Here is a 19,726-nt window from a genome sequence, read left to right as displayed (position 1 = left end):
CTATTTTGCCCCCTCGCCCCCGAACAGTACGAAGGCGGCGCTCACCAGGCCGATATGGCTGAACGCCTGTGGGAAGTTGCCGAGCTGGCGGCCGGCCAGCGGGTCGTACTCCTCGGCGAGCAGGCCCACGTCGTTGGCCACCGACACCAGCCGTTCGAACAGCTCGCGCGCCTCCTGGGTACGGCCCGTCAGATGCAGTGCCTCCGCCAGCCAGAACGAGCAGGCCAGGAACGTACCCTCGTCGCCCGGCAGCCCGTCGACGTCGTTCGCCTCGACGCTGTAGCGGCGCAGGAAACCGCTGTGGCCGAGCTCGTCGCGGACCGCGTCGATCGTCCCGATGACCCGGGGATCGTCGTACGGCAGAAAGCCGACGCGGGGGATGAGCAGCGCTGAGGAGTCCAGCTCCCGCGAACCGTATGACTGAGTGAACGTGTTCCGCTCGGGGTCGAAGCCGCGCTCGCACACCTCCCGGTGCACCTCGTCCCGCATCGCGCGCCAGCCGTCCAGATCACCGTCGAGGTTCGGGTAGGCCTCCAGGGCGCGTACGGCGCGGTCGGCGGCCACCCACGCCATCACCTTCGAGTACACGAAGTTCCGGCGCGGGCCGCGCACCTCCCAGATCCCCTCGTCCGGCTGCCGCCACGCCGTCCGCAGGAACTCCATCAGCGCGACCTGCACCCGCCACATGTGCGGCTTGACGGGCATGCCCGAACTCCGGGCCAGCGAGAGCGAGTCGATGACCTCGCCGTACACGTCCAGCTGCAGCTGGTTGACGGCGTCGTTGCCGACCCGCACCGGGCGGGAGCGGGCGAAGCCGGGCAGCCAGGGGATCTCGTACTCGGGAAGCCGACGCTCGCCGGAGAGCCCGTACATGATCTGCAGGTCCGCCGGGTCGCCCGCGACCGCGCGCAGCAGCCAGTCACGCCAGGCCTCGGCCTCCTCGTGGTAACCGGCCGTCAGGAGCGCGCCGAGGGTGAGTGTGGAGTCGCGCAGCCAGCAGTAGCGGTAGTCCCAGTTGCGGACGCCGCCGAGCTCTTCGGGCAGTGAGGTGGTGGGGGCGGCCACGATGCCCCCGGTCGGCGCGTACGTGAGGGCTTTGAGGGTGATCAGCGAGCGCATGATGATGTCCCGGTGCGGTCCGCCGTGATGGCAGCGCGCCGACCACGCCTGCCACTCCTCGACGCTGGTCTGCAGAGCCTCGTACGGGTCGCACAGCGGCGGGCGTGGCCGGTGCGAGGGATGCCAGGTCAGGACGAAGGCGACCTTCTCGCCCTCGGCGACCGTGAACTCCGAGTACGTACGGAAGTCCTTGCCCCAGGTGCGCACGGGCGGCTCGCTGCGCAGCCACATCGCGTCCGGACCCGCGACCGCCACATTGTGGCCGTCCGACCGGCGCATCCACGGCACCACCAGGCCGTAGTCGAAGCGCAGCCGGAGCAGGCCGCGCATCGTCACCCGGCCGCTCAGCCCTTCGATGATGCGTACGAGGTCGGGGGTTCCGTCGCGCTTCGGCATCACGTCGGTCACCCGGACCGAGCCCTCGTCGGTGTCCCACTCGGTGTCGAGCACGAGTGTGTCGGGGCGGTAGGCGCGACGGGTGCAGTCACCCGCTCCCTTGGGCGCGATCCGCCAGTGGCCGTGCTCGTCGTCGCCAAGAAGCGCGGCGAAGCAGGCCGCGGAGTCGAACCGCGGCAGGCACAGCCAGTCGATGGAGCCGTCCCGTCCCACCAAGGCGGCGGTTTGTTCGTCCCCGATGAGCGCGTAGTCCTCGATGCGTCGCTGCACGGGGGACGGGTTCCCGACCGGGAGGCCCGTCAATCGGGCCGCCAGAGTGGCGTGAGCGCGGGGCGGGGTCCCGGAGCCGGTGTTGTACGGGTGCGGGTTGGGGGTCGGGCCTGGTGTTGTGCGGGTGCGGGTGCGGGTGCGGGTGCGGGTTGGGGGTCGGGGCCTGGTGCCGGTGCCGGTGCCGGTGCCGGTGCCGGTGCGGGTCGGTTGTCCCGGTCTGGTGTTGTACGGGTGCCGGTCGGGTCCCGGGCCGGGTGTCATACGGGTGCGGGGTCGGGGTCCCGGGTCCGGTGTTGCACGGGTGCGTCTCGGGGGCCGGACCCGGTGTTACACGGGTGCCGGAGCCGCCTCCGGCGCGTTCTGCGCCGCCGCTGCCTCCGCCCGGTCACGGCGTTCGCGGCGGACCAGGATCACCCAGCCCACGGGGACTCCCGCGGAGAAGAGCCACCACTGGATCGCGTACGCCATGTGCGGACCGATGTCGCTGTGTTCGGGGTCGGGGATCAGCTCGGGCGAGTCGCCCCTGGGCTCCGGGGCGGTCTGCTCGATGTAGCCGCCGAGGACCTGCTCGTCGAGCCGCTTCGACTCCTGCCCGCTGTTGATCAGCATGACCATCCGGTCGGGCAGGCCCTGGACGTTCTTGATGCCACTGTCGGCGGTCGTCTCGTCGGCCATCAGCCTGCCGGTGACGGTGATCTCGCCCGTCGCGGGCGCCGGGATCCTCGGGAACGCACTCTGTGAGGCGTCCGCCGCGACCCAGCCCCGGTTGACCACCAGGACCCGGCCGTCGTCCAGCACGAACGGGGTCAGGACGTGGTACCCGACCTCACCGTCGGAGTTGGTACGACGGCGTACGACCTCCTCGTGCGCGGTGTCGAAGTGGCCCTTCGCGGTCACCCGGCGGAAGAGGTCGTCGTGCTTGATCTCCTGACCCGGAGCGGTGAGCGACTCGGCGGGCACCGGCGTGGCGGCCAGGGAGTCGGCGATCACCGTGTTCAGCGCGACCTTGTGCTCGTGCCGGTGCAGCTGCCAGTAGCCCAGCTTGATCATCGTGGGGATGAGCGCGAGGGCCACGAGGGTGAGAATCACCCACTGCCGGGACAACAGGAAGCGGTACACCCCACGACCGTACAACTCGGTCGTGGGGTGCATTGAGGGGGGTGCGAGGTCGGCGCGGACCTGGTCGCCTGTGGCGATCAGTCCTGGAGCTTCGGGCTCAGGCTGCAGCCAGGGCGAGCACGGTGTTGTGGCCGCCGAATCCGAGGGAGTGGCTGAGGGCGAGCCGGACGGGCTGGGCGCGACTGTGCCCGCTGACGATGTCGATGCCGGCGGTGGTCTCGTCGGGTGCGGTGAAGTTGGCGGTCGGCGGGATCGTTCCGCGGGCGATGGTCAGCACGGTGAGGGCCGCTTCTATGGCGCCTGCGGCGCCCATGGTGTGCCCCAGTGCTCCCTTGGCCGAGGTGACCGGCGGGCGCCGGGTGGCGAACAGGTGCCGGATCGCCGTGGCTTCCGCCTTGTCGTTGAGAGGGGTGCTCGTGCCGTGGGCGTTGATGTGGTCGACATCGCCGATGCCGGCTCCGGCGTCGGCGAGGGCCGCCTCGACCGCCGCGCGCAGACCGGCGCCCTGGGGGTGCGGTGCTGTGGCGTGGTGGGCGTCGCTGGTACTGCCGTGGCCGGCGAGAACGGCCAGCGGTGCGGCGCCACGCGCGTCGGCATGCCGTCTGCGTTCCAGGACCAGCAGGGCGCTGCCCTCACCGAGGACGAATCCGTCCCGCTCCTTGTCGAACGGGCGCGAGGCGTGGCCGGGATCGTGCTCGCGCCGGGAAAGCGCCCCCATCTTGGCGAAGGCGGCGGCGCACAGCGGCGTGATCATCGCGTCGGTGCCGCCCGCGACGGCGATGTCACAGGCCCCCGCCCGCAGCAGCAGACACGCCGTGATGAGAGCCGTGGCTCCGGAGGCGCAGGCGGTCGAGGTCTGCAACGAGGGGCCGGTGATGCCGAGTTCGAGCGCGAGGTGGCCGGCGGCCATGTTCGGCAGAAAGGCGGGCAGGGTCATGGGCGACAGCGCGGTGTGGCCGACGGTGAGCAGTTTCTGGTGCTGGGTCTCCAGTGTGTCGATGCCGCCCGCGGCGGTGCCGACGACCACGGCCACCCGTGCCGGATCCCAGTCCCTTCCGGCAAGTCCTGCCGAGGAGAGGGCCTCTTCGGCTGCGAGCAGCAGGAACCGTGTGCTTCGGTCGTAACGCCAGAGCTTTCCCGGCCTCTTCTCCTGGGGCGGTACGCGGCAGGAGATGCTCACGGGCAGGCCTTGCAGGGCGGGGTCGGTGCGCGCCGCAGACCGTCCGGTGCACACCGCCTCCCAGGTCGCCTCCGTGCCGATGCCGCCGGGGGTCACCAGGCCGATTCCGGTGACGGCGACCTGCTCGCCCGTCTCGCCGCTGTCCACTAGGCCGCTCCGCGGCCGGGCTTCGGCTCGCCGAGGAGTTCGGCCACCGCGCGGACCACATCGTCGACGGTGAGGTCGGCGGTGGCCGTGGAGTCGTCGAGGGGGACCTGCCACTCCTCCTGGAGGGTGACGTACAGCTCCACCACTGCCAGTGAGTCGAGTTCCAGGTCGTCGAGGGTGGCGTCGTGACTGATCCGGGCGGCGGGGACTTCGAACTTGTCGCTGAGTACGGTCACGAGACGGGCGTAGACGCCGGCGTGGTCGTGGTCGTGGTCCACGAGTGGCTCCTTGCGAGGTCGGCGGTGCACAGGGGTGTGGTGTCCTGGCCGGCGGGCGGTGCCTGGGTCCGGGGACTGGTGGCCGGCCAGTTGAGGGCGACGGATGCCCAGGTGAGGCCGCCGCCGAAGGCCGTGAGCAGGGTGCGTTCGCCCGATGCGACCGCCGCGTGCACGGTGCTGTCGGCCATGACGAGGGGGATGGACGCGGCCGCCGTGTTGCCGGTGTCGTGGATGGTGCCGAACCGGCGGGCCGGCGCGATTCCGAGGCGTTCCGCGACGGAGTCGAGGATGCGCTGGTTCGCCTGGTGGGCGATGAACGCCCCGAGGGAGTCGGACGGCCATCCGGCCTGCTGGAGGACGGCGCGGGAGGACTCGGTCATACGGCGCACGGCATGGGCGTAGACCGTGCGGCCCTGCATGCGGAAGTAATGCGAGTCCGCGCCGGGCGGGGGCAGTTGACGGGGGTGGCGTGAGCCGCCGGCGGGCACGGTGATGAGATCTCTGCCGCTGCCGTCTGCTCCGAGGTCGCAGGCGAGGACCGCTCCTGGGGCGTCCCGGGTGCCGGGGCGCAGCAGGACCGCGGCGGCGCCGTCGCCGAAGATCGGCGCCGTAGCCCGGTCCCCCGGATCGACGATGGTCGTGAAGGTGTCCGCCCCGATCACCAGGGGGGTCGAGCAGGTTCCGCTGCGTACCAGCGCGGTCGCGGTGGCCAGCGCGTACAGGAATCCCGAGCAGACCGCCGAGAGGTCGAACGCGGGGATCGTGCCCAGGCCCAGCCGGTGGGCGACGGCGGGGGCCGTTGCCGGGCACGGGTGGTCGGGCGTGCTGGTGGCCAGGAGGAGCAGGTCGGGCCGGTGGTCTCCGGCGGACGCGATGGCCGCGCGGCCGGCGCCGACGGCGAGGTCGCCGGTGCTCGTTCCCGGGTCGGCGTGGCGGCGGCGCGTGATGCCGGTCCGGGTCCGGATCCAGGTGTCGTCCGTGTGCAGCGCGCCGCGTGCGATGACCGTGTCGTTGTCGATGACCTGTTCCGGAAGGCAGGCACCGATACCCGTGATGACCGCGGTGGAGTCGTCGGGGTGCATGGTTCTCCTTTCGCCGAGGGGGTGGCGATGGTGGGGGAGCGGACTGTCATAGGGCGGCGAAGGGCGAGGGAGGCTTGGGGTATCCGGCAAGTCCCCCGTCGGGCACCGACAGTCCGCCGTCGACGACCAGGGCGTGGCCGGTCACGAACGACGCGGCAGGGGAAGCGAGGAAGAGCGTCGCACCGACCACCTCGTCGGCGGTGGCCCAGCGGCCGAGCGGGACATGACTCGTCAGCCAGTCGGACAGGGGTCCGGTGTCGCTGGCGAACGCGGTCATGTCGGTGCGGGTCCACCCGGGGCACAGGGCGTTGACGCGGATGCCCTGGCGCGCCCAGCCGACGGCGAGACTGCGGGTCAGGGACAACTGGGCGGCCTTGGTGGCCGCGTACGCCTCCATCATCGGGGTGCCGACGAGTCCGGCGACGGACGACATCAGGACGAGGCTGGCCACGTCCGAGCGTGCCAGGTGCGGATGGGCGGCCCGGCACAGGGCGGCCGTGGCATTGAGGTTGACCGTGACCACGGCCTCCCAGTCCTGCTGGCGGGCGTGCTGCAGAGGCACCATGAGTGGTGTCCCGTCCTCCGCCGTGGGGAGCGTACCGGCGTTGTGGACGACCACGTCGAGGCCGCCCAGGGCGGACGCGGCGCGGTCGACGAGGTCTGCGGCAGCGCCCGGTTCGGCCAGGTCCCCTTCGAGGGCGACGGCCTTGCGGCCCCGCTCCTGCACCGACCGCACGGTGCCGTCGAGGGCGGGCAGGGTGCGAGCGGTCAGCGCCAGGTCGCAGCCCGCGTCGGCCAGCCCGTCCGCGACGGCCCTGCCGATGCCCCGCGAGGCACCGGTCACCAGCGCGCGGGCGCCGTCCATACGGAACAGGTCAACAGCGTTCATCGGGGAGACCCTTCTGTCTCGGGAGGCTGGGGCGGAGATACTTCGGGGGAAACCGCGGGTGCGCTCAGCGCCGGTGCTCCGCTCCACGTGAGGAGCCCGCCGCCCCAGGTCATGCCGGCGCCGAACACGGCCAGCAGGACCCGGTCACCGGGACGCAGCCCGTGCCGCCCCGCGGCGGCGGCGAGGGCGTACGGCGTGCTGGCGGCGCCGATGTTGCCCACCTCGTCACCGACGATGACCAACCGGTCGGCGGGGATGCCGAGTTCGCCGCCGATGCGGCGGAGCGCCACGGGGTTGGGCTGGTGGGCCACGACGCAGGCGATGTCCTCGATGCCGAGGCCGGCGCGGTCGAGGGTGTCGGTGATCAAGCGTGGGAACATCTCGGTGATGAAGCGGCTGATGGTCCGGCCGTCCATGCGGATGTGGTGGTCGCCCTTCGCGATCGTGGCCGTACTGGCGGGCAGGCGGCTGCCGCCTGCCGGGATCAGGACCCGGTCGGCCAGGGTGCCGTCGGATCCGAAGCCGAAGTGCGCGAACCCGTGCGGGGCGTCCACCGGGGCGAGGATCGAGGCGGCGGCGCCGTCGGCGAACAGCACCGCCGTGCCCCGGTCGGTGCGATCGAGGAACTTCGAGTACGCCTCGACGCCCACGACCGCCGCGTACCGGATGTCCGGGGAGCCGAGCAGCCAGTCGTGCGCCACCTTCGCGGCGAAGAGCCACCCGGAGCAGGCCGCGCTGACGTCCAGGGCGACGGCCTGTGAGGCGCCCACCGTCGCCTGGATCCGGCAGGCGGTCGAGGGGCCCAGTTCGTCGGGTGTGGAGGTCGCGCAGACCAGCAGGCCGATGTCGCTGACGTCGATGCCCGCGGCGGCCGCGGCGGCCCGGACCGCGTGGGCGGCCAGGTCGGAGGCGGCCTCGTCGGGACCGGCCACATGGCGTTCGCGCACGCCCGTGCGCTCTGTGATCCACTCCGCCGTCACCCCGGCGTCGCGGGCCACGTCGGTGTTGGTGCGCACCTCCGGGGGCAGATACGTGCCCATGCCGACGACGCCGATACGGCGGCCTTCCGCGGCGCGTGTCATGCCGTACCTCCGAGTGTCCACTGCAACGTGGAGTCGACGGCCGCGTTGAAGTCCGCGGCGGCCAGCGGCGCGGCCGTGATGTCGTCGGGGTAGGCGAACGCCTGCGTCAACAGCGGCAGATGAGGCAGCACCGCGTCGCACAGCCGGTCGGCCGCGTCCGCGAGCGCGTCGATGTCCGGGGGCCGCAGCGTTCCCCGGGTGAGCAGCGATCCGGCCCAGCGGCGGGCCGTGGTGACTCCGTGCAGTGCCGCGAGGGGAGCGAGCGCCTGGGCGAGCACCGGGTCCGTTGTCCCTGTGAGGGTGTGTGCCACGTCCTCGGCCATGAGCCGTGTCGCGTGGAGTTCGCCCAGTAGGCCGGCCTCCTCCAGCAGGGGGTTCCAGAGGTCGAGGGGGTCGGACGCGTTGTCGGCGCGGAGGTCACGCCGCTGTCGCAGATGGTCGGTCAGCAGGTACTGATGCCGTTGGGCGAGCGCCGGCCACCAGTGGGGCGAGGTGGGGGGCAGACCGTCGGGCGCCTCGGGTGCGGCGGCCGGGACGTGCTGCTCCACGAGCGTACGGCCGATGTCGTAGAGGATGAGCTGGCTGTCCCCGCCGGCGGTGTCGAACGCGTGGTGGAAGCCGTGGTAGCCGGCCAGGCCGTTCACGTCCAGGTGGCCGGAGAAGCCGCAGCGGCGCTGGCAGTCGGCGACGACACGGACCGCCGTACGCACCGCGAGGGCCTTGTACCCGGCCAGCGGCGCGCTGACGGCGGCCCAGGGAGTGAACCCCATGGCTGTGTCGGCCTGTTGCGCGTCCCTCGACGGTGTCGCCTGGACCGCGAGGGATTCGGCCCACAGGGCGCTCGCCCGGTGGGCGGCGCAGGTCAGGGCGAACGCGTCGGCGAGTGCCCCCAGCACGGCACGCTGCTGGGTGCGGTAGTCGAGCAAGGGGGCCCCGGGGGCGAACCGCCCCTGGGTGCGGCGCTGTTGCGCGTAGTTGACCGCCATGACGGCGGACTGGCGGCAGGTCGCGGCGGCGACCGACGGCATGGTCGCCCACAGGCCCTGTCCCACGCGCAGCGTCCGCTGCAGCCGCGCGTCGGGCGAGGCGGCCGGATCGTGGAACCCACCGTCGCCGCCGATGCGCGCGCCGTCGCTGAGCCAGTGGGCGAACGGTACGCGGACGTCGTGGAAGCGGATGTGTACGTAGTCCAGCGGGAGTGCGCCCAGTTCGAGCTCCGAGGACATCTCGACGCCGGGACGCAGTCCGTCCGCGTCCGTGAGGTCGACCACGAACGCGAAGACCCCGCGGTCGGTGCCCCCGGCGGACAGCCTGGCGAGGACCACGCCCGTCTGCGGGACGGTCCGTGATCCGGCACTGCAGAACTTGGCGGCCCGCGCGTCGGGAGTGCGCAGCACGAAGTCGCCGCGCACCGGATCGAACTCGGCGCGGGTGGCCGTGGCCAGGTGGCTGTTGGCCTGGCCCACCTCGGTGATCAGGTACACGCCCTTGGCGCGTCCGGACTCCAGCGCCGCCATGTGCGCTTCCAGGGCAGCCGGGTCGTCGGAGAGCTGGTCGATGGATCCGAGGCAGAGGAGGTAGTGGACCAGCGCCGTCAGGCACAGCGAGGGGTCGGCCACCGCCGCCCAGGCGTGCAGCGTGGCCAGCTGGGCGGGGTCGTCGAAGAGACGGCGAGCGGGGGGCAGTTCCTCGCCGAGTACCCGCAGCCGGCGCAGCAGGCGTTCACCGTGGCCGCCGACTGTTCCGTACGCGGACGGGGAGGCGGAGGCGGAGCCGGATCCGGAGGCGGGCCAGGGGTCGACGGTCAGCGCCTTGTGCAGGGCCGAGAGGAACGAAGGGTCGCAGTGCCCGTGGACGAGCTGCCGCAAGGTGTCGTGGGTGGCCGCGGTCGGGGGTAAAGGGGACATCAGTGCACTCCAGGGCTGGAGACAGGGGCGGTCGTCAGGGGAAGGAGCCGGGTTCGGCGAGCGGAGCACGCACGGCGAGCGTGGGGAACCGGGACAGCACTCTGCGGGCGCTGGTCGCCAGGGCGCGGCCGGTACCGGCCTCGAAGACCACGTCCGGTTCGTGCCGTGTCATCTGGTGCAGCACGGTGGGCACCATGGCGGGCCGGACCAGGCAGTCGGCCAGCCGCCGGGGCAGGTCGTCGCCGACGGCGTAGGCACGGCCGGCCACGGCAGAGTAGACGGGGAAGCGCGACTCGGCCCGGTCATAGGCCCGCACCGCCTCGGCGAACACCTCCGACTCGGCAAGGAGCGCGGGATGGTGTGCGGTGAACGGCAGGCGGAGGCGTACGGCGGTCACTTCCGTCTCCGCCGCCACCTTCTCGACGCGGACGAGCTCGGGCACGGAGCCGGCGACCACCACCGACCGGTCGTCGTTGACCACGGCCAGCACCGTGCCCGGAGTGCCGGCGCGGTCGATCAGGTCCCGCGCGGCCCGCTCCGAACAGGACAGATGGGTCAACCCTCCGGAGCAGGAAGCCAGCACCCGGGCAAGGTCGTGTGCGATGCGGGCGCCGTCGCACAGGGTGAACACACCGGCGGCGGTGAGCGCTGCGATCTCCCCGAAGCTCACACCCACGACGGCCGACGGAGTCCCGTGAGATTGGCACAGTGACTGATGCGTCGTCATTGACGCACCGAACAGGGCGAGTTGTGAGGTTCCGGTGGCGGCACCGGCCAGGTCCCGCGCGCTGGGCGGTGCCGGACCCAGCAGCCAGGGCCCCAGTGCCCGCAGTCCGCGCTCCGCCGCGACGCGGTCCAGCACCTCGAAGACCTGCTCGGCAGCCGTTCTCATCATCGCGTCGGAACGGACAGCGCTCACCAGGGCGCCGACGGAGAAGTCGCCCTGTCCAGGAAACAAGTGGACTGATCGCCACCGGCCGGGCCGACGGTCAGGGATCTGCGGTGCACTCGTGTGCATCTCCATCCTTCACTCCAGGCGCGCCTCAGTGCACGAGGGGCGCACGGCCTTGGCAGATGCGCCGATCCTGCGCACTGCACACCGCCGGACAAGCGCCACAAGCTGAGCCTGCTCGCACAGGCGCGCTTCGGGCGCATGTGCGGGTGGCAAAGACGTTGAACCTCCGCGGATGTTGAACGTCCGCGTCCACCAGCCACCATGAGGGGCCAGGGAAGGGCCGTGCGATCTGCCCGTACACCGAACCAGGCCCTGCGAAGGCTCCTGGAACAGGCCGGCTGGAGTGGCGCCCGGCTCGCCCGAGAGGTCAACGCACTCGGTGCCGAGCAGGGAACCGCCCTCCACTACGACCGCACGGCGGTAGCCCACTGGCTGCTCGGCAGCAGGCCACGTCCGCCCGTACCCGCGCTCGTCGCCGAGGCACTCTCCCGGCATCTGGGCAGCCCCGTCCGCCCGCAGGACACTGGACTGACCGCACGCGGACAGGATCCGGGTGACCTGCCCGGCACCCCACCCGCCGAAGGGAGCGGAGTGGACCACCTCGATCACCTGCTGCACCTCACCGACCGGCGCGGTGTCGCCCTCCTGGGCGCCTATTCGCTCGGGGCGCTGACGGTTCCCCACTGGCCGCCGGCCTCCGCCAAGCGGACCGTCCCCCGGTCCGGGACCGGGATGGCCGTCGGCATGGCCCACGTCGGGTCGGCCCGTGAACTGCTCGCCGTCCTCGCCCGTGGCGACGCCGCCTTCGGCGCCGGACCGATACGACAGCCGCTGCGGCAGTACCTGGCCGCCACGCTGCTCCCGTGGCTCAGGGCGGACATGAAGCCCGCGGTCCGCAGGCAACTGTTCACTGTCGCCGCCCAGCTCACCTACTTGTGCGCGTTCACCTGCTTCGACTCGAACCGCCATGCCCTGGCCCAGCGCTTCTATCTCACCAGCGCCGAACTCGCCCGCGAGGCAGGCGACAGGATCGGATATGCCCTGGCCCTTCGGGGCCTGAGCGTCCAGGCCCACGCGCTCGGACACCATCCCGACGCCCACCGGCTCGCCGAGCAGGCCGTACAGGTCGGCGTCCGCCACACCCCACCGCACCAGCAGGCGTTTCTCCTCGGCCAACTGGCGGTCACCGGTGCGGCACTGGGCGACCGGGGCCACTCACGTCACCTCGCGCTGGCCGAGCGGCACCTGGAAGCGTCGTCGAACGGAACCTCACCGGTCGGTTCCTTCCATTCGGGCTCCCTCGCCCTCCAGCACGCGGCCGCGGCCCGGAGTCAGGGCCGTCACCAGGACGCCGTCGAAGCGCTCGGCCGCTCACTGCGCCACCGCCCCGCCGACGAGCGACGCTCCCGCGCCATCTGCCTCGCCGAACTGGCCCAGGCCCAGCTGACGATCGGTCACCTCGACCAGGCATGCCAGACCTGGCACGCGTTCCTGGACGTCTACCCGCACATCTCCAGTGGGCGCGCCGACGACCGACTCCGCGTCCTGACCGCCAGAGTCCGCCCGTACGCCACCAACCAGGCCGCGGCACTGCTGCTCGGGCGAGCGCGCGAGGTACGGAGGAAGTCGAGGGCGGCCGGGGTTTCGCAGGAGACTTCACGGTCCCGTACGCCCGGCACCCGACCGCCCCGGTGACCACGAACCCGCGGTAATCGCTGGCCCATTGGGGTGGCGATTCAGAACAAAGGGAGCAGATGGTCAACTGCGCCAACTTGGATGGCCGTCAGGCCATCCCGGGATGGCCGTGTCGCCCGTCCCGACCACCCCTGTCAGGAACGATGAACCGAAGCGTGCTCTCCGAAGTGTTCCGCTCCACCGCACTTCCCCTCTCACCAGGATCGCTCAGGGTGGCCACATCGTGGACGCACCCCGTGCGCGGCCTGGTCGGCTGCCCCGCCCACCGCCTTCTGACGGCACACGCCCAACAAGCCGGATACGAAGCCCACTCCCAGGCCCTGCCCCATACGGTCATGCACTCCGACAGCGTGGCGCCGACGACCGTCTTCACGGTCTCCTACGAGAATCCGGACGGTGGCCACAGGGGACTGGCCATCGCGGTCCACGGCTCGGACACCACCGCGGCCGCCTTCGCGCGCCGTCAGATCGCATCCTGGTCCGCCGTGCTCCGTACTCGCCGGGTGCTGTACGTGCTCCCCCGGAAGCCTGAGAGGCGCGCGGACACCGCACAGGGGCCCGACGCCGCGGTACCGGGACAGCAGTCGGGTCACTCCCCGGCCCCGTGGCGGCCCTGCGGATGTCCCAGTACCACGGCGTGCGGATCGGCGGAGAACGCCGCCCGCTCGTTACGCCGCTTCCTGGACCGGGAGGACGATGTGATCGTCGTGGGCGCACCGAACGCCCCCGGCTCCGCAGCATGGCGGGACGGAACCCCCCACGCGGACGGACGCGCGGTCGCGACACCGCGCCAGGCCGAGAGCCTCGCCGTCGCTGATCCGGACCGCCTGGCGTTCGTCGTCGCCCCGGGCACCGCCGTCACCGAGGCGGCACGGATCCTGAGTGTGCTGCGTCGGCGTTTCCCGCGGCTGAAGGGTCAGCATCCCCGGGAGTGGTGCTACACGATGGACGACCTGCACACCGCGGTGGGCTCGGTGCTGGCCCAGTCCGACATCCTGCTCGTCACCGGCCGGGGAGACAGCCCCGTCGTCAGGACCGCGCTCACCCAGGCGGCCGGCACGGGAGTACGCGTCCGCGACATCAGGGCTCTCGACCACCTGTGCCCCCAGGACACCGACGCCGCCACGATCGCCTTACTGGACGCGTCCGCCGACGAACGAGTCAACCGGCAAGTGGCACAAGCCCTCGACGGCCTGGGACCGGCGAGCCACGTACACCGGCAGGTGCGCTCCACCGCACTGACGCACTCCGCGACCTCCCCCGGCCCGGCGCGTCCCATGTTCGCCGAAGGCCCCGGCTGACGGCCAAGACCGGACCGGGAGCCGGCGAAGACTGATCTTTTGCGGCAAAGCGTCGTTCTCGGTGAGGGCCGGCGGGCACAGCTGCCGAGGGCCCGCTGCCCGGGGTACAGGACGTTGTTGGTTGATTCCGCTGGATTTGATCCGCGGGGTTGATTGCTGCGAAAGGTGAGACACGGCGCGGGCGAATGGTCTGCCGATCAGTGACATCGCTACGCCGACCAGGGGTAACCCCTGGTCGGCGTAGCGATGTCAGCTTGCGAGTGCCCGCCCTGCCCCCGACGATGCGGCTTATGACACGTTGTGAAGTGTGTGGGAATGACTACGAGCTGGCGTTCATTGTCGAGACTCGGGATGGGGCACGTCACGTCTTCGATTCGTTCGCTTGCGCGATTCATCGTATGGCGCCCATTTGTGAGCACTGCCGGGTGCAGATCATCGGCCAAGGCGTCGAGGTGGAGGGCCACTGGTACTGCGGCGCGCACTGCGCCCGCGCGGAGGGCAAGGTCGGAATCGTGGACAAGGTTGGCTCTGCCGGATAGCCAACCTGGTGCCGTCCAGGGCTGAGTGGTTGGCCTTTGTGCAAGCAGAGCGTTCTTGTGCGTTTCACTCGTAGAGCTCGCGACACGATCTTGTTGACGTTCTCTGGACGGCGTGACCGATGTGACGTTCGCCGGGACCGGTGGAGTGTGCCGGAGCCTCAGTCCGCGTCCTCCACGAGGAATCCGGCGACCAACTCGACGAACCGTGCGGGCTCTTCGACCCATGGCCGGTGCCCCGACCGCTCCAGCACGTGCAGTCGGGCGCCTTCATAACAGGCGGCCACCGCACGGGCCGGTGCCGTCCCGATCATGCCGTCCGAGGCTCCCGCCACCACGAGGACCGGGCTCCGCACTGCCGAGAGCCGCGCAAGGCGGTCAACCAGGGTGTCCGGGGTGGCGGAACTCGCGTAGAACGCGTCACGCAGCCAGGGGTACGGCGTCGCGTGCTCGGGGCGGTGCTCAGCCCACCGTGACTCGTCCCAGTGGTGCCAGAAGAACGGCGTGATCCGTCGTTGGAGCGCTCTGAGTTCGCTTCCCGTGTACCCGCCCGATGTGATGAGCCGGTCCGCCTCCGCGGCGTCCCCGTACCACTCGCGGTCCGCCCGTTCGGCGCGCAGCGCGGCGAGTTCCGCCGCGTCCGGTTCACGCCCGGCCCGCCCGACCGGCGCGACCAGCACCGAGCGCCGTACCCGCTCCGGATGAGCGGCCGCGTACTCCTGGGCTATCAGACAACCCGCCGAGTGCGCGAGCACATCGATCCGTTCGAGCCCGAGCCGCTCGCGGACCGCTTCGACGTCCCGTGCCTGCGCGGTGAACGACACCGTGCTTCTGTCTTCGGGCGCTGCCGACCGTCCCGCCGCGCGCTGGTCCACCAGGACCAGCCGCCGATGGTTCGCCAAGCCGCCGAGATCCGCCAGATAGCGCGCGTCCATACCCGGACCGCCCGGCAGAACCACCAACGGTTCCCCATCGCCCCGGAGTTCGTACCAGATCGCACCGTTGTCGTAAGAGATCAGCTCAGGCATGACGGCACCCTTACACAGCGCGTCCCCCTGCGGCGTCCGCGGCTTCGTCGAATGCGCCACGATCACCCGGCCCGGTGGCCTGTCGGTCTTCGAGCAGCGCACCTCACAGCCCGGCGAGCCGATCGCCGGGACGCCAGAACTACCGTGGGGCCGACCACAGTTGGGAGACCCGGCGTCACGGTTCTTCCTCGAGTGGAACCCGGTGCGGGTCACGCCGGCTTCGGAGGCCAGTGTCTTCGGGGCGCAGCCGCCGCGGGGCGGGGGATCGTCCTTGGGGATCCGGTTGACCGCGGCACGGATGGCGTCCTCGTTGTGGGCGCGGGTTGGCGGCGTTACTCCGTTACCGGTCCCCGTGGGCAGACCGCGCGAGCGCTCGCGCGTTCCGCCCACGGGAGGCGTTCGTGACGCGCTCCGCCGGCCGGGGTGCCCATGGGGCGAGGGAATACGACCGGGCGGCTCTGGTCGAACCGCCCGGTGAGGATGCGGAGTTCGAGAAGAGACTGCTCATCCGCCGCAGTCTGACCGACGGCGAGACCGGGTACACCCGCGCAGGAGAGCCGCGCCCTGTGCGTGCACCTCGAAGGTCATGCCGTAGTCATTGCTGCATACTTCACATCTCGCCATGCGCCACAGGGTGGGGCGCCGACGGGGCGCGGGCGAGTCGCCCCGCAATCACCCGTCTGACGCCCCTGTCGGTGAGGTCGGCGACGCCCCTGTCGGTGAGGTCGGTGACGCTCACGTCGGTGGGGCTTGTGACGCTCACGCTCGTGGGGCTTGTGACGCCCACGCCGTGAGGCCTGTGACGCCCACGCCCGTGGGGTCGGCTACGCCGGGTCCACATCCCGCAGCAGCTGCCCGAACGCCGCCTCGTCGATTACCGGAGTCCCGAACTGCCTGGCCTTGACCACCTTGGACGTACTGGAGTCCGGATCGTTCGTGACGAGCAGGCTGGTGAGCCGGGACAGACTCGTCGCGACATGCAGCCCGGCCTCGACGGCGCGGTCCTCCAGCAGTTCACGGTCGATGGACGTGTCCCCGGAGAACGCGACCCGCATGCCCTGCTTGAGCGGCCTGTCCGCTTCGTAGCGGCCCGGGTTGGGATGGGGGCAGGCGGGTCGCTTGCGCGAGGGCCGCCAACTCCCGGATGGGTAACCGCCGCCCGACTGCCGACCGATCGACGGGCCGGAGGACCACTCCGTGAGCGGACGGCACTCCAGGAGAGGCAGCCGGACGCCGCGGTGCGCGGCGGCCCGCAGGCTCGGCCGGAACGCCTCGGCCAACACGCGCGCATCGTCCAGCGCGTGGTGTGCCCGCTGCTGTACGACGCCGAAGTGCGCGGCCAGCGACTCCAGCTTGTGGTTGGGCAGCGGAAGCCCCAACTCCTTGGAGAGCGCGATGGTGCACAGCCGCTGCCGCACCGGCGCCTCGCGGTCCGCGCGTGCGTACTCCCGCGCGATCATCGACCAGTCGAAGACCGCGTTGTGCGCGACGAGCACGCGGTCCGCGAGCCGGTCGGCGAACTCCTCGGCGATGTCCTGGAAGAGCGGGGCGCCTTCGAGTACGTCGCTCGTCAGGCCGTGGATCCACACCGGGCCCGGATCCCGCTCCGGGTTGACCATCGTGTACCAGTGGTCCTCGACCTCACCGCGCGCGTCCAGCCGGTAGACGGCGGCCGAGATTATCCGGTCGTCCCGGGCCAGGCCTGTGGTCTCCACGTCGACGACCGCGTACCCCTGTGGATACGCGGTCGGCCAGGAGACGGGGGACGCTGCGGTCGTCAGGTCTTCGAGCATGGTCACTGAGAATACGGGGCGCGACTGACAGTCCCGTCCCCGGACTCCGCACTTGTCGGAGGGTCCGTCAGACACCCACGCCGCGGGCGGCCCTTAGGGCGAGTACGGGGAGTTGCGCGGGTTTCGCCCGAGTCCGCCCGCGCGTGGCCGGCGTGAAGCCCGCTGCGCACGGCTATGGACCTTTCGCCCGCCCGGTGCCAACGTGCTGCGCGCCCGGTGGACGACGGCCTGCGAAGGGCGGTACGAGACATGGCACGAGTGAGGTACGGCGCGCGGACCGAGGCGGAGATCGCCGCCGCGCGCACCGCGAGCTCGAAACTCCCCGGCATCTGGTCCACCGGCGTGGTGGCCCTCTGGGAGAGCGACCCGGACGCGGTCGCGGCGGTCCTGCCGCCCCCGCTCAAACCCACCGGGCGGCCCCTGGTGCGGGTCGGCATCAGCAGGGTCGACCTGGCAGGACACCCGCTGGGCGCCGGTTCGTTCGCCGTCGCCGCCACACACGACGGCGTCGAGGGCTGGTACCCGCTCGTCATGCCGATGACCCACGAACGGGCCCTCATCGGCGGGCGTGAGGTCTTCGGAGAGCCCAAGAAGCTCGGCGAGGTGACTCTCGGGCGCGACGGTCTCGTCGTACACGCCGCACTCGCCCGGCACGGCATCGCGTTCGTAGAGGTACGCGGCGCCGTCAGTGGTGACCTGCCGTTGCCCGAGCCCGTCCAGAAGACCGACTTCTCCTTCAAGTTCCTTCCCGCGGTGGATGGTTCGGGCTTCGACGCCGAGCCGGTCCTCGTGCACTGCCTGCGCAGCGAGAAGGTGCGCAAGCTGGAGCGCGTGACCGGGGACGTCGTCCTGCGCGAGTCGATGTACGACCCGGTCGCCGACCTCCCCGTACGACGGCTCGTCGAGATCACCCTCGGTGAGAAGACCACCGACCTGCGCGGCAGGATCGTCGAACGCGTCAGCGCCCAGGCCCTGTTGCCGTACATCCACCAGCGCTACGACGATCCGCGGCAGATCCTCGACGGGCCGCCGCCCGAGGGGAGCTTCTGATGGATCTGAGGGAGGGACAGGTCACAGTACGTCAGCGCGTGTGACGACGGGTCGGTGCGCGTCTGGTGACGGGTCGATACGCCGTGGGCGGCGTCCGGGGTGCGATCCTCCCCGTGTGAGCGAACCCACGCGCGACGAAACCCACGACGAACCCGACGAAGAGCCTCACGTCGAGTTTCACGACGAACCCCACGGCGGCGCCCTCGGTTCCCGGCTGAACTGGCTGCGTGCCGCCGTCCTGGGCGCCAACGACGGCATCGTCTCCACCGCGGGCATCGTGGTCGGCGTGGCCGGTGCCACCAGCGACCGCTCCGTGCTGTTCACCGCCGGGCTCGCGGGGCTGCTGGCCGGGTCCATGTCCATGGCGGCGGGCGAGTACGTCTCGGTCTCCACCCAGCTGGACTCGGAGAAGGCCGCGCTGGCGGTGGAGAAACGGGAGCTCAGGGAAGAGCCGGAGGCCGAACTCGAGGAGCTGACCCAGCTCCTGCAAGGGCGGGGCCTGACCCGGGACGTGGCTTTTGAGGCGGCCGAGCAGCTCACGCAACGGGACGCGCTCCAGGCCCACGCGCGCGTGGAGCTCGGCATCGACCCCGACGACCTCACCAACCCGTGGCACGCGGCATGGGCGAGCTTCCTGTCGTTCACCATCGGCGCGCTCCTGCCCCTGCTCGCGATCGTCCTCCCGCCGAGCGACTGGAGGGTGCCCGTCACCGTGCTCTCGGTCCTCGCCGCCCTGGTCCTCACCGGCTGGGTGAGCGCGGGTCTGGGCGCGGCGGGTGCGCGACGGGCGGTGCTGCGGAACGTGAGTGGGGGCGCGCTGGCGATGGCGGTGACCTACGCGGCAGGGGTCCTGCTGGGGGCGACAGGGGTGTGAGCGCCCTGTTCAGGGCCCCGGGCCAGGGGCGGCCATTGGCGGAGACCGCCAAGAAGCAAGCGCGTACCACCGGCAATACTTGTCAGTAACAACCCCTAGCCGGGGCCCATCAGCGGCTCTACGGTTCACCCATGCCGAACCTGCCCGATGTCGTGCTGTGGTCGATACCCGCCTTCGTGCTGCTCACCGTGATCGAAGTGGTGAGTGTCCGGATCCATCCGGCCGCCGATGGCGCTGCCGCGGGGTACGAGGCGAAGGACGCCGCGACGAGCGTCGGCATGGGCCTCGGCAGCCTCGCCTTCGACTTCCTGTGGAAGATCCCGATCGTCGCCCTCTACACGGCGATCTACGAACTGACCCCCCTCCGGGTGCCCGTCCTGTGGTGGACCGTCCCGCTGATGCTTCTCGGGCAGGACTTCTTCTACTACTGGTCGCACCGCGGACACCACGTCATCCGCATCCTCTGGGCCTGCCACGTCGTCCACCACTCCAGCCGCAGGTTCAACCTCACCACCGCCCTGCGCCAGCCCTGGACAACCTGGACCGTCTGGCCCTTCTACGTCCCGCTCATCGCCCTCGGCGTGCATCCCGCGGCGCTCGCGTTCTGCTCGTCCGCGAACCTCGTCTACCAGTTCTGGATCCACACCGAGCGCATCGACAAGCTGCCCCGGGCCTTCGAGTTCGTCTTCAACACGCCCTCCCACCACCGCGTCCACCACGCCTCCCAGGGCGGCTACCTGGACCGCAACTTCGGGGGGATCCTCATCGTCTGGGACCGGCTCTTCGGGACGTTCGTCGAGGAGACCGCGCGGCCCGTCTACGGGCTCACGAAGAACATCTCCACGTACAACCCGCTGCGCGTCGCCACCCACGAGTACGCCGCCATCGCCAGGGACCTGAGAGCGGCGGGGAGTTGGCGCGAGCGCGCGGGGCGGCTCTTCCGCGGGCCCGGCTGGCAGCCTGCGCCGAAGTCCGCTGCGAAGACACCGATCACCGAGCCCGTCGCGTGAACCCACACCTCGCGC

18 protein-coding genes are annotated in these 19,726 nt (G+C 71.3%); 6 read left to right on the top strand and 12 right to left on the bottom strand.

The window, feature by feature from the left end:
• The 9 genes from ACFWP7_RS25405 to ACFWP7_RS25365 form a co-directional block, all read right to left on the bottom strand.
• Positions 1-1,785: a glycoside hydrolase family 15 protein gene (locus tag ACFWP7_RS25405; RefSeq protein WP_384385125.1), complete on the bottom strand. Its 1,785-nt coding sequence runs from the start codon at positions 1,783-1,785 to the stop codon at positions 1-3.
• Between the two features lie 327 nt (positions 1,786-2,112).
• Entirely contained in the window at positions 2,113-2,904 is a 792-nt protein-coding gene (locus ACFWP7_RS25400) for an SURF1 family protein (RefSeq protein WP_384385123.1), read from the bottom strand.
• A gap of 97 nt (positions 2,905-3,001) precedes the next feature.
• Positions 3,002-4,231, bottom strand: a complete 1,230-nt coding sequence (locus ACFWP7_RS25395) for a beta-ketoacyl-[acyl-carrier-protein] synthase family protein (RefSeq protein WP_384385120.1) — start codon at positions 4,229-4,231, stop codon at positions 3,002-3,004.
• The gene (locus tag ACFWP7_RS25390; protein WP_384385117.1) at positions 4,231-4,509 is read right to left on the bottom strand and encodes an acyl carrier protein; all 279 of its coding nucleotides are present in this window, start codon (positions 4,507-4,509) and stop codon (positions 4,231-4,233) included. The genes ACFWP7_RS25395 and ACFWP7_RS25390 overlap by 1 nt, the downstream gene beginning before the upstream one ends.
• Complete coding sequence (locus ACFWP7_RS25385; RefSeq protein WP_384385114.1) at positions 4,464-5,591, bottom strand: beta-ketoacyl-ACP synthase 3; 1,128 nt, start codon at positions 5,589-5,591, stop codon at positions 4,464-4,466. The genes ACFWP7_RS25390 and ACFWP7_RS25385 overlap by 46 nt, the downstream gene beginning before the upstream one ends.
• Positions 5,592-5,637: 46 nt before the next feature.
• On the bottom strand, positions 5,638-6,480 hold the full coding sequence (locus tag ACFWP7_RS25380; RefSeq protein ID WP_384385111.1) for an SDR family NAD(P)-dependent oxidoreductase: 843 nt from the start codon (positions 6,478-6,480) through the stop codon (positions 5,638-5,640).
• Positions 6,477-7,562 carry a 3-oxoacyl-ACP synthase III family protein gene (locus ACFWP7_RS25375; RefSeq protein WP_384385108.1) on the bottom strand — a complete coding sequence of 362 codons (1,086 nt, stop codon included), beginning with the start codon at positions 7,560-7,562 and terminating at the stop codon, positions 6,477-6,479. The genes ACFWP7_RS25380 and ACFWP7_RS25375 overlap by 4 nt, the downstream gene beginning before the upstream one ends.
• Positions 7,559-9,469, bottom strand: a complete 1,911-nt coding sequence (locus ACFWP7_RS25370) for an acyl-CoA dehydrogenase (protein WP_384385106.1) — start codon at positions 9,467-9,469, stop codon at positions 7,559-7,561. The genes ACFWP7_RS25375 and ACFWP7_RS25370 overlap by 4 nt, the downstream gene beginning before the upstream one ends.
• Positions 9,470-9,503: 34 nt before the next feature.
• Positions 9,504-10,388 carry an acyltransferase domain-containing protein gene (locus ACFWP7_RS25365; protein ID WP_384385104.1) on the bottom strand — a complete coding sequence of 295 codons (885 nt, stop codon included), beginning with the start codon at positions 10,386-10,388 and terminating at the stop codon, positions 9,504-9,506.
• Positions 10,389-10,706: 318 nt separating this feature from the next.
• Between ACFWP7_RS25365 and ACFWP7_RS25360 the strand changes: the two genes are divergently transcribed.
• From ACFWP7_RS25360 to ACFWP7_RS25350, 3 genes are all read left to right on the top strand, one after another.
• The gene (locus ACFWP7_RS25360; protein ID WP_384385100.1) at positions 10,707-12,119 is read left to right on the top strand and encodes a hypothetical protein; all 1,413 of its coding nucleotides are present in this window, start codon (positions 10,707-10,709) and stop codon (positions 12,117-12,119) included.
• A gap of 212 nt (positions 12,120-12,331) precedes the next feature.
• Complete coding sequence (locus ACFWP7_RS25355) at positions 12,332-13,420, top strand: 4-hydroxy-3-methylbut-2-enyl diphosphate reductase (protein ID WP_384385098.1); 1,089 nt, start codon at positions 12,332-12,334, stop codon at positions 13,418-13,420.
• Between the two features lie 290 nt (positions 13,421-13,710).
• Entirely contained in the window at positions 13,711-13,959 is a 249-nt protein-coding gene (locus ACFWP7_RS25350) for a hypothetical protein (RefSeq protein ID WP_384385095.1), read from the top strand.
• 158 nt (positions 13,960-14,117) lie between these two features.
• On the opposite strand, the gene ACFWP7_RS25345 is transcribed toward ACFWP7_RS25350, so the two are convergent.
• From ACFWP7_RS25345 to ACFWP7_RS25335, 3 genes are all read right to left on the bottom strand, one after another.
• The gene (locus ACFWP7_RS25345) at positions 14,118-14,984 is read right to left on the bottom strand and encodes an alpha/beta fold hydrolase (protein ID WP_384385092.1); all 867 of its coding nucleotides are present in this window, start codon (positions 14,982-14,984) and stop codon (positions 14,118-14,120) included.
• Positions 14,985-15,594: 610 nt separating this feature from the next.
• The gene (locus tag ACFWP7_RS25340; protein WP_384385270.1) at positions 15,595-15,747 is read right to left on the bottom strand and encodes a hypothetical protein; all 153 of its coding nucleotides are present in this window, start codon (positions 15,745-15,747) and stop codon (positions 15,595-15,597) included.
• A 61-nt stretch (positions 15,748-15,808) separates the two neighbouring features.
• Positions 15,809-16,777: a DEDDh family exonuclease gene (locus tag ACFWP7_RS25335; RefSeq protein ID WP_384385089.1), complete on the bottom strand. Its 969-nt coding sequence runs from the start codon at positions 16,775-16,777 to the stop codon at positions 15,809-15,811.
• Between the two features lie 249 nt (positions 16,778-17,026).
• On the opposite strand from ACFWP7_RS25335, the gene ACFWP7_RS25330 reads away from it, so the two are divergent.
• The 3 genes from ACFWP7_RS25330 (at position 17,027) to ACFWP7_RS25320 (ending at position 19,711) form a co-directional block, all read left to right on the top strand.
• On the top strand, positions 17,027-17,827 hold the full coding sequence (locus ACFWP7_RS25330) for an acetoacetate decarboxylase family protein (RefSeq protein WP_384385087.1): 801 nt from the start codon (positions 17,027-17,029) through the stop codon (positions 17,825-17,827).
• Positions 17,828-18,041: 214 nt separating this feature from the next.
• Positions 18,042-18,701, top strand: a complete 660-nt coding sequence (locus ACFWP7_RS25325; RefSeq protein WP_384385252.1) for a VIT family protein — start codon at positions 18,042-18,044, stop codon at positions 18,699-18,701.
• A gap of 131 nt (positions 18,702-18,832) precedes the next feature.
• Positions 18,833-19,711, top strand: a complete 879-nt coding sequence (locus tag ACFWP7_RS25320) for a sterol desaturase family protein (protein ID WP_384385085.1) — start codon at positions 18,833-18,835, stop codon at positions 19,709-19,711.
• The last annotated feature ends 15 nt before the right edge of the window (positions 19,712-19,726 follow it).

Source organism: Streptomyces sp. NPDC058470 (assembly GCF_042721055.1).
In the GTDB taxonomy this organism is placed as follows: domain Bacteria; phylum Actinomycetota; class Actinomycetes; order Streptomycetales; family Streptomycetaceae; genus Streptomyces.
Note: the sequence above shows the minus strand (reverse complement) of the source record. Positions and strands in the feature narration are given on the sequence as shown.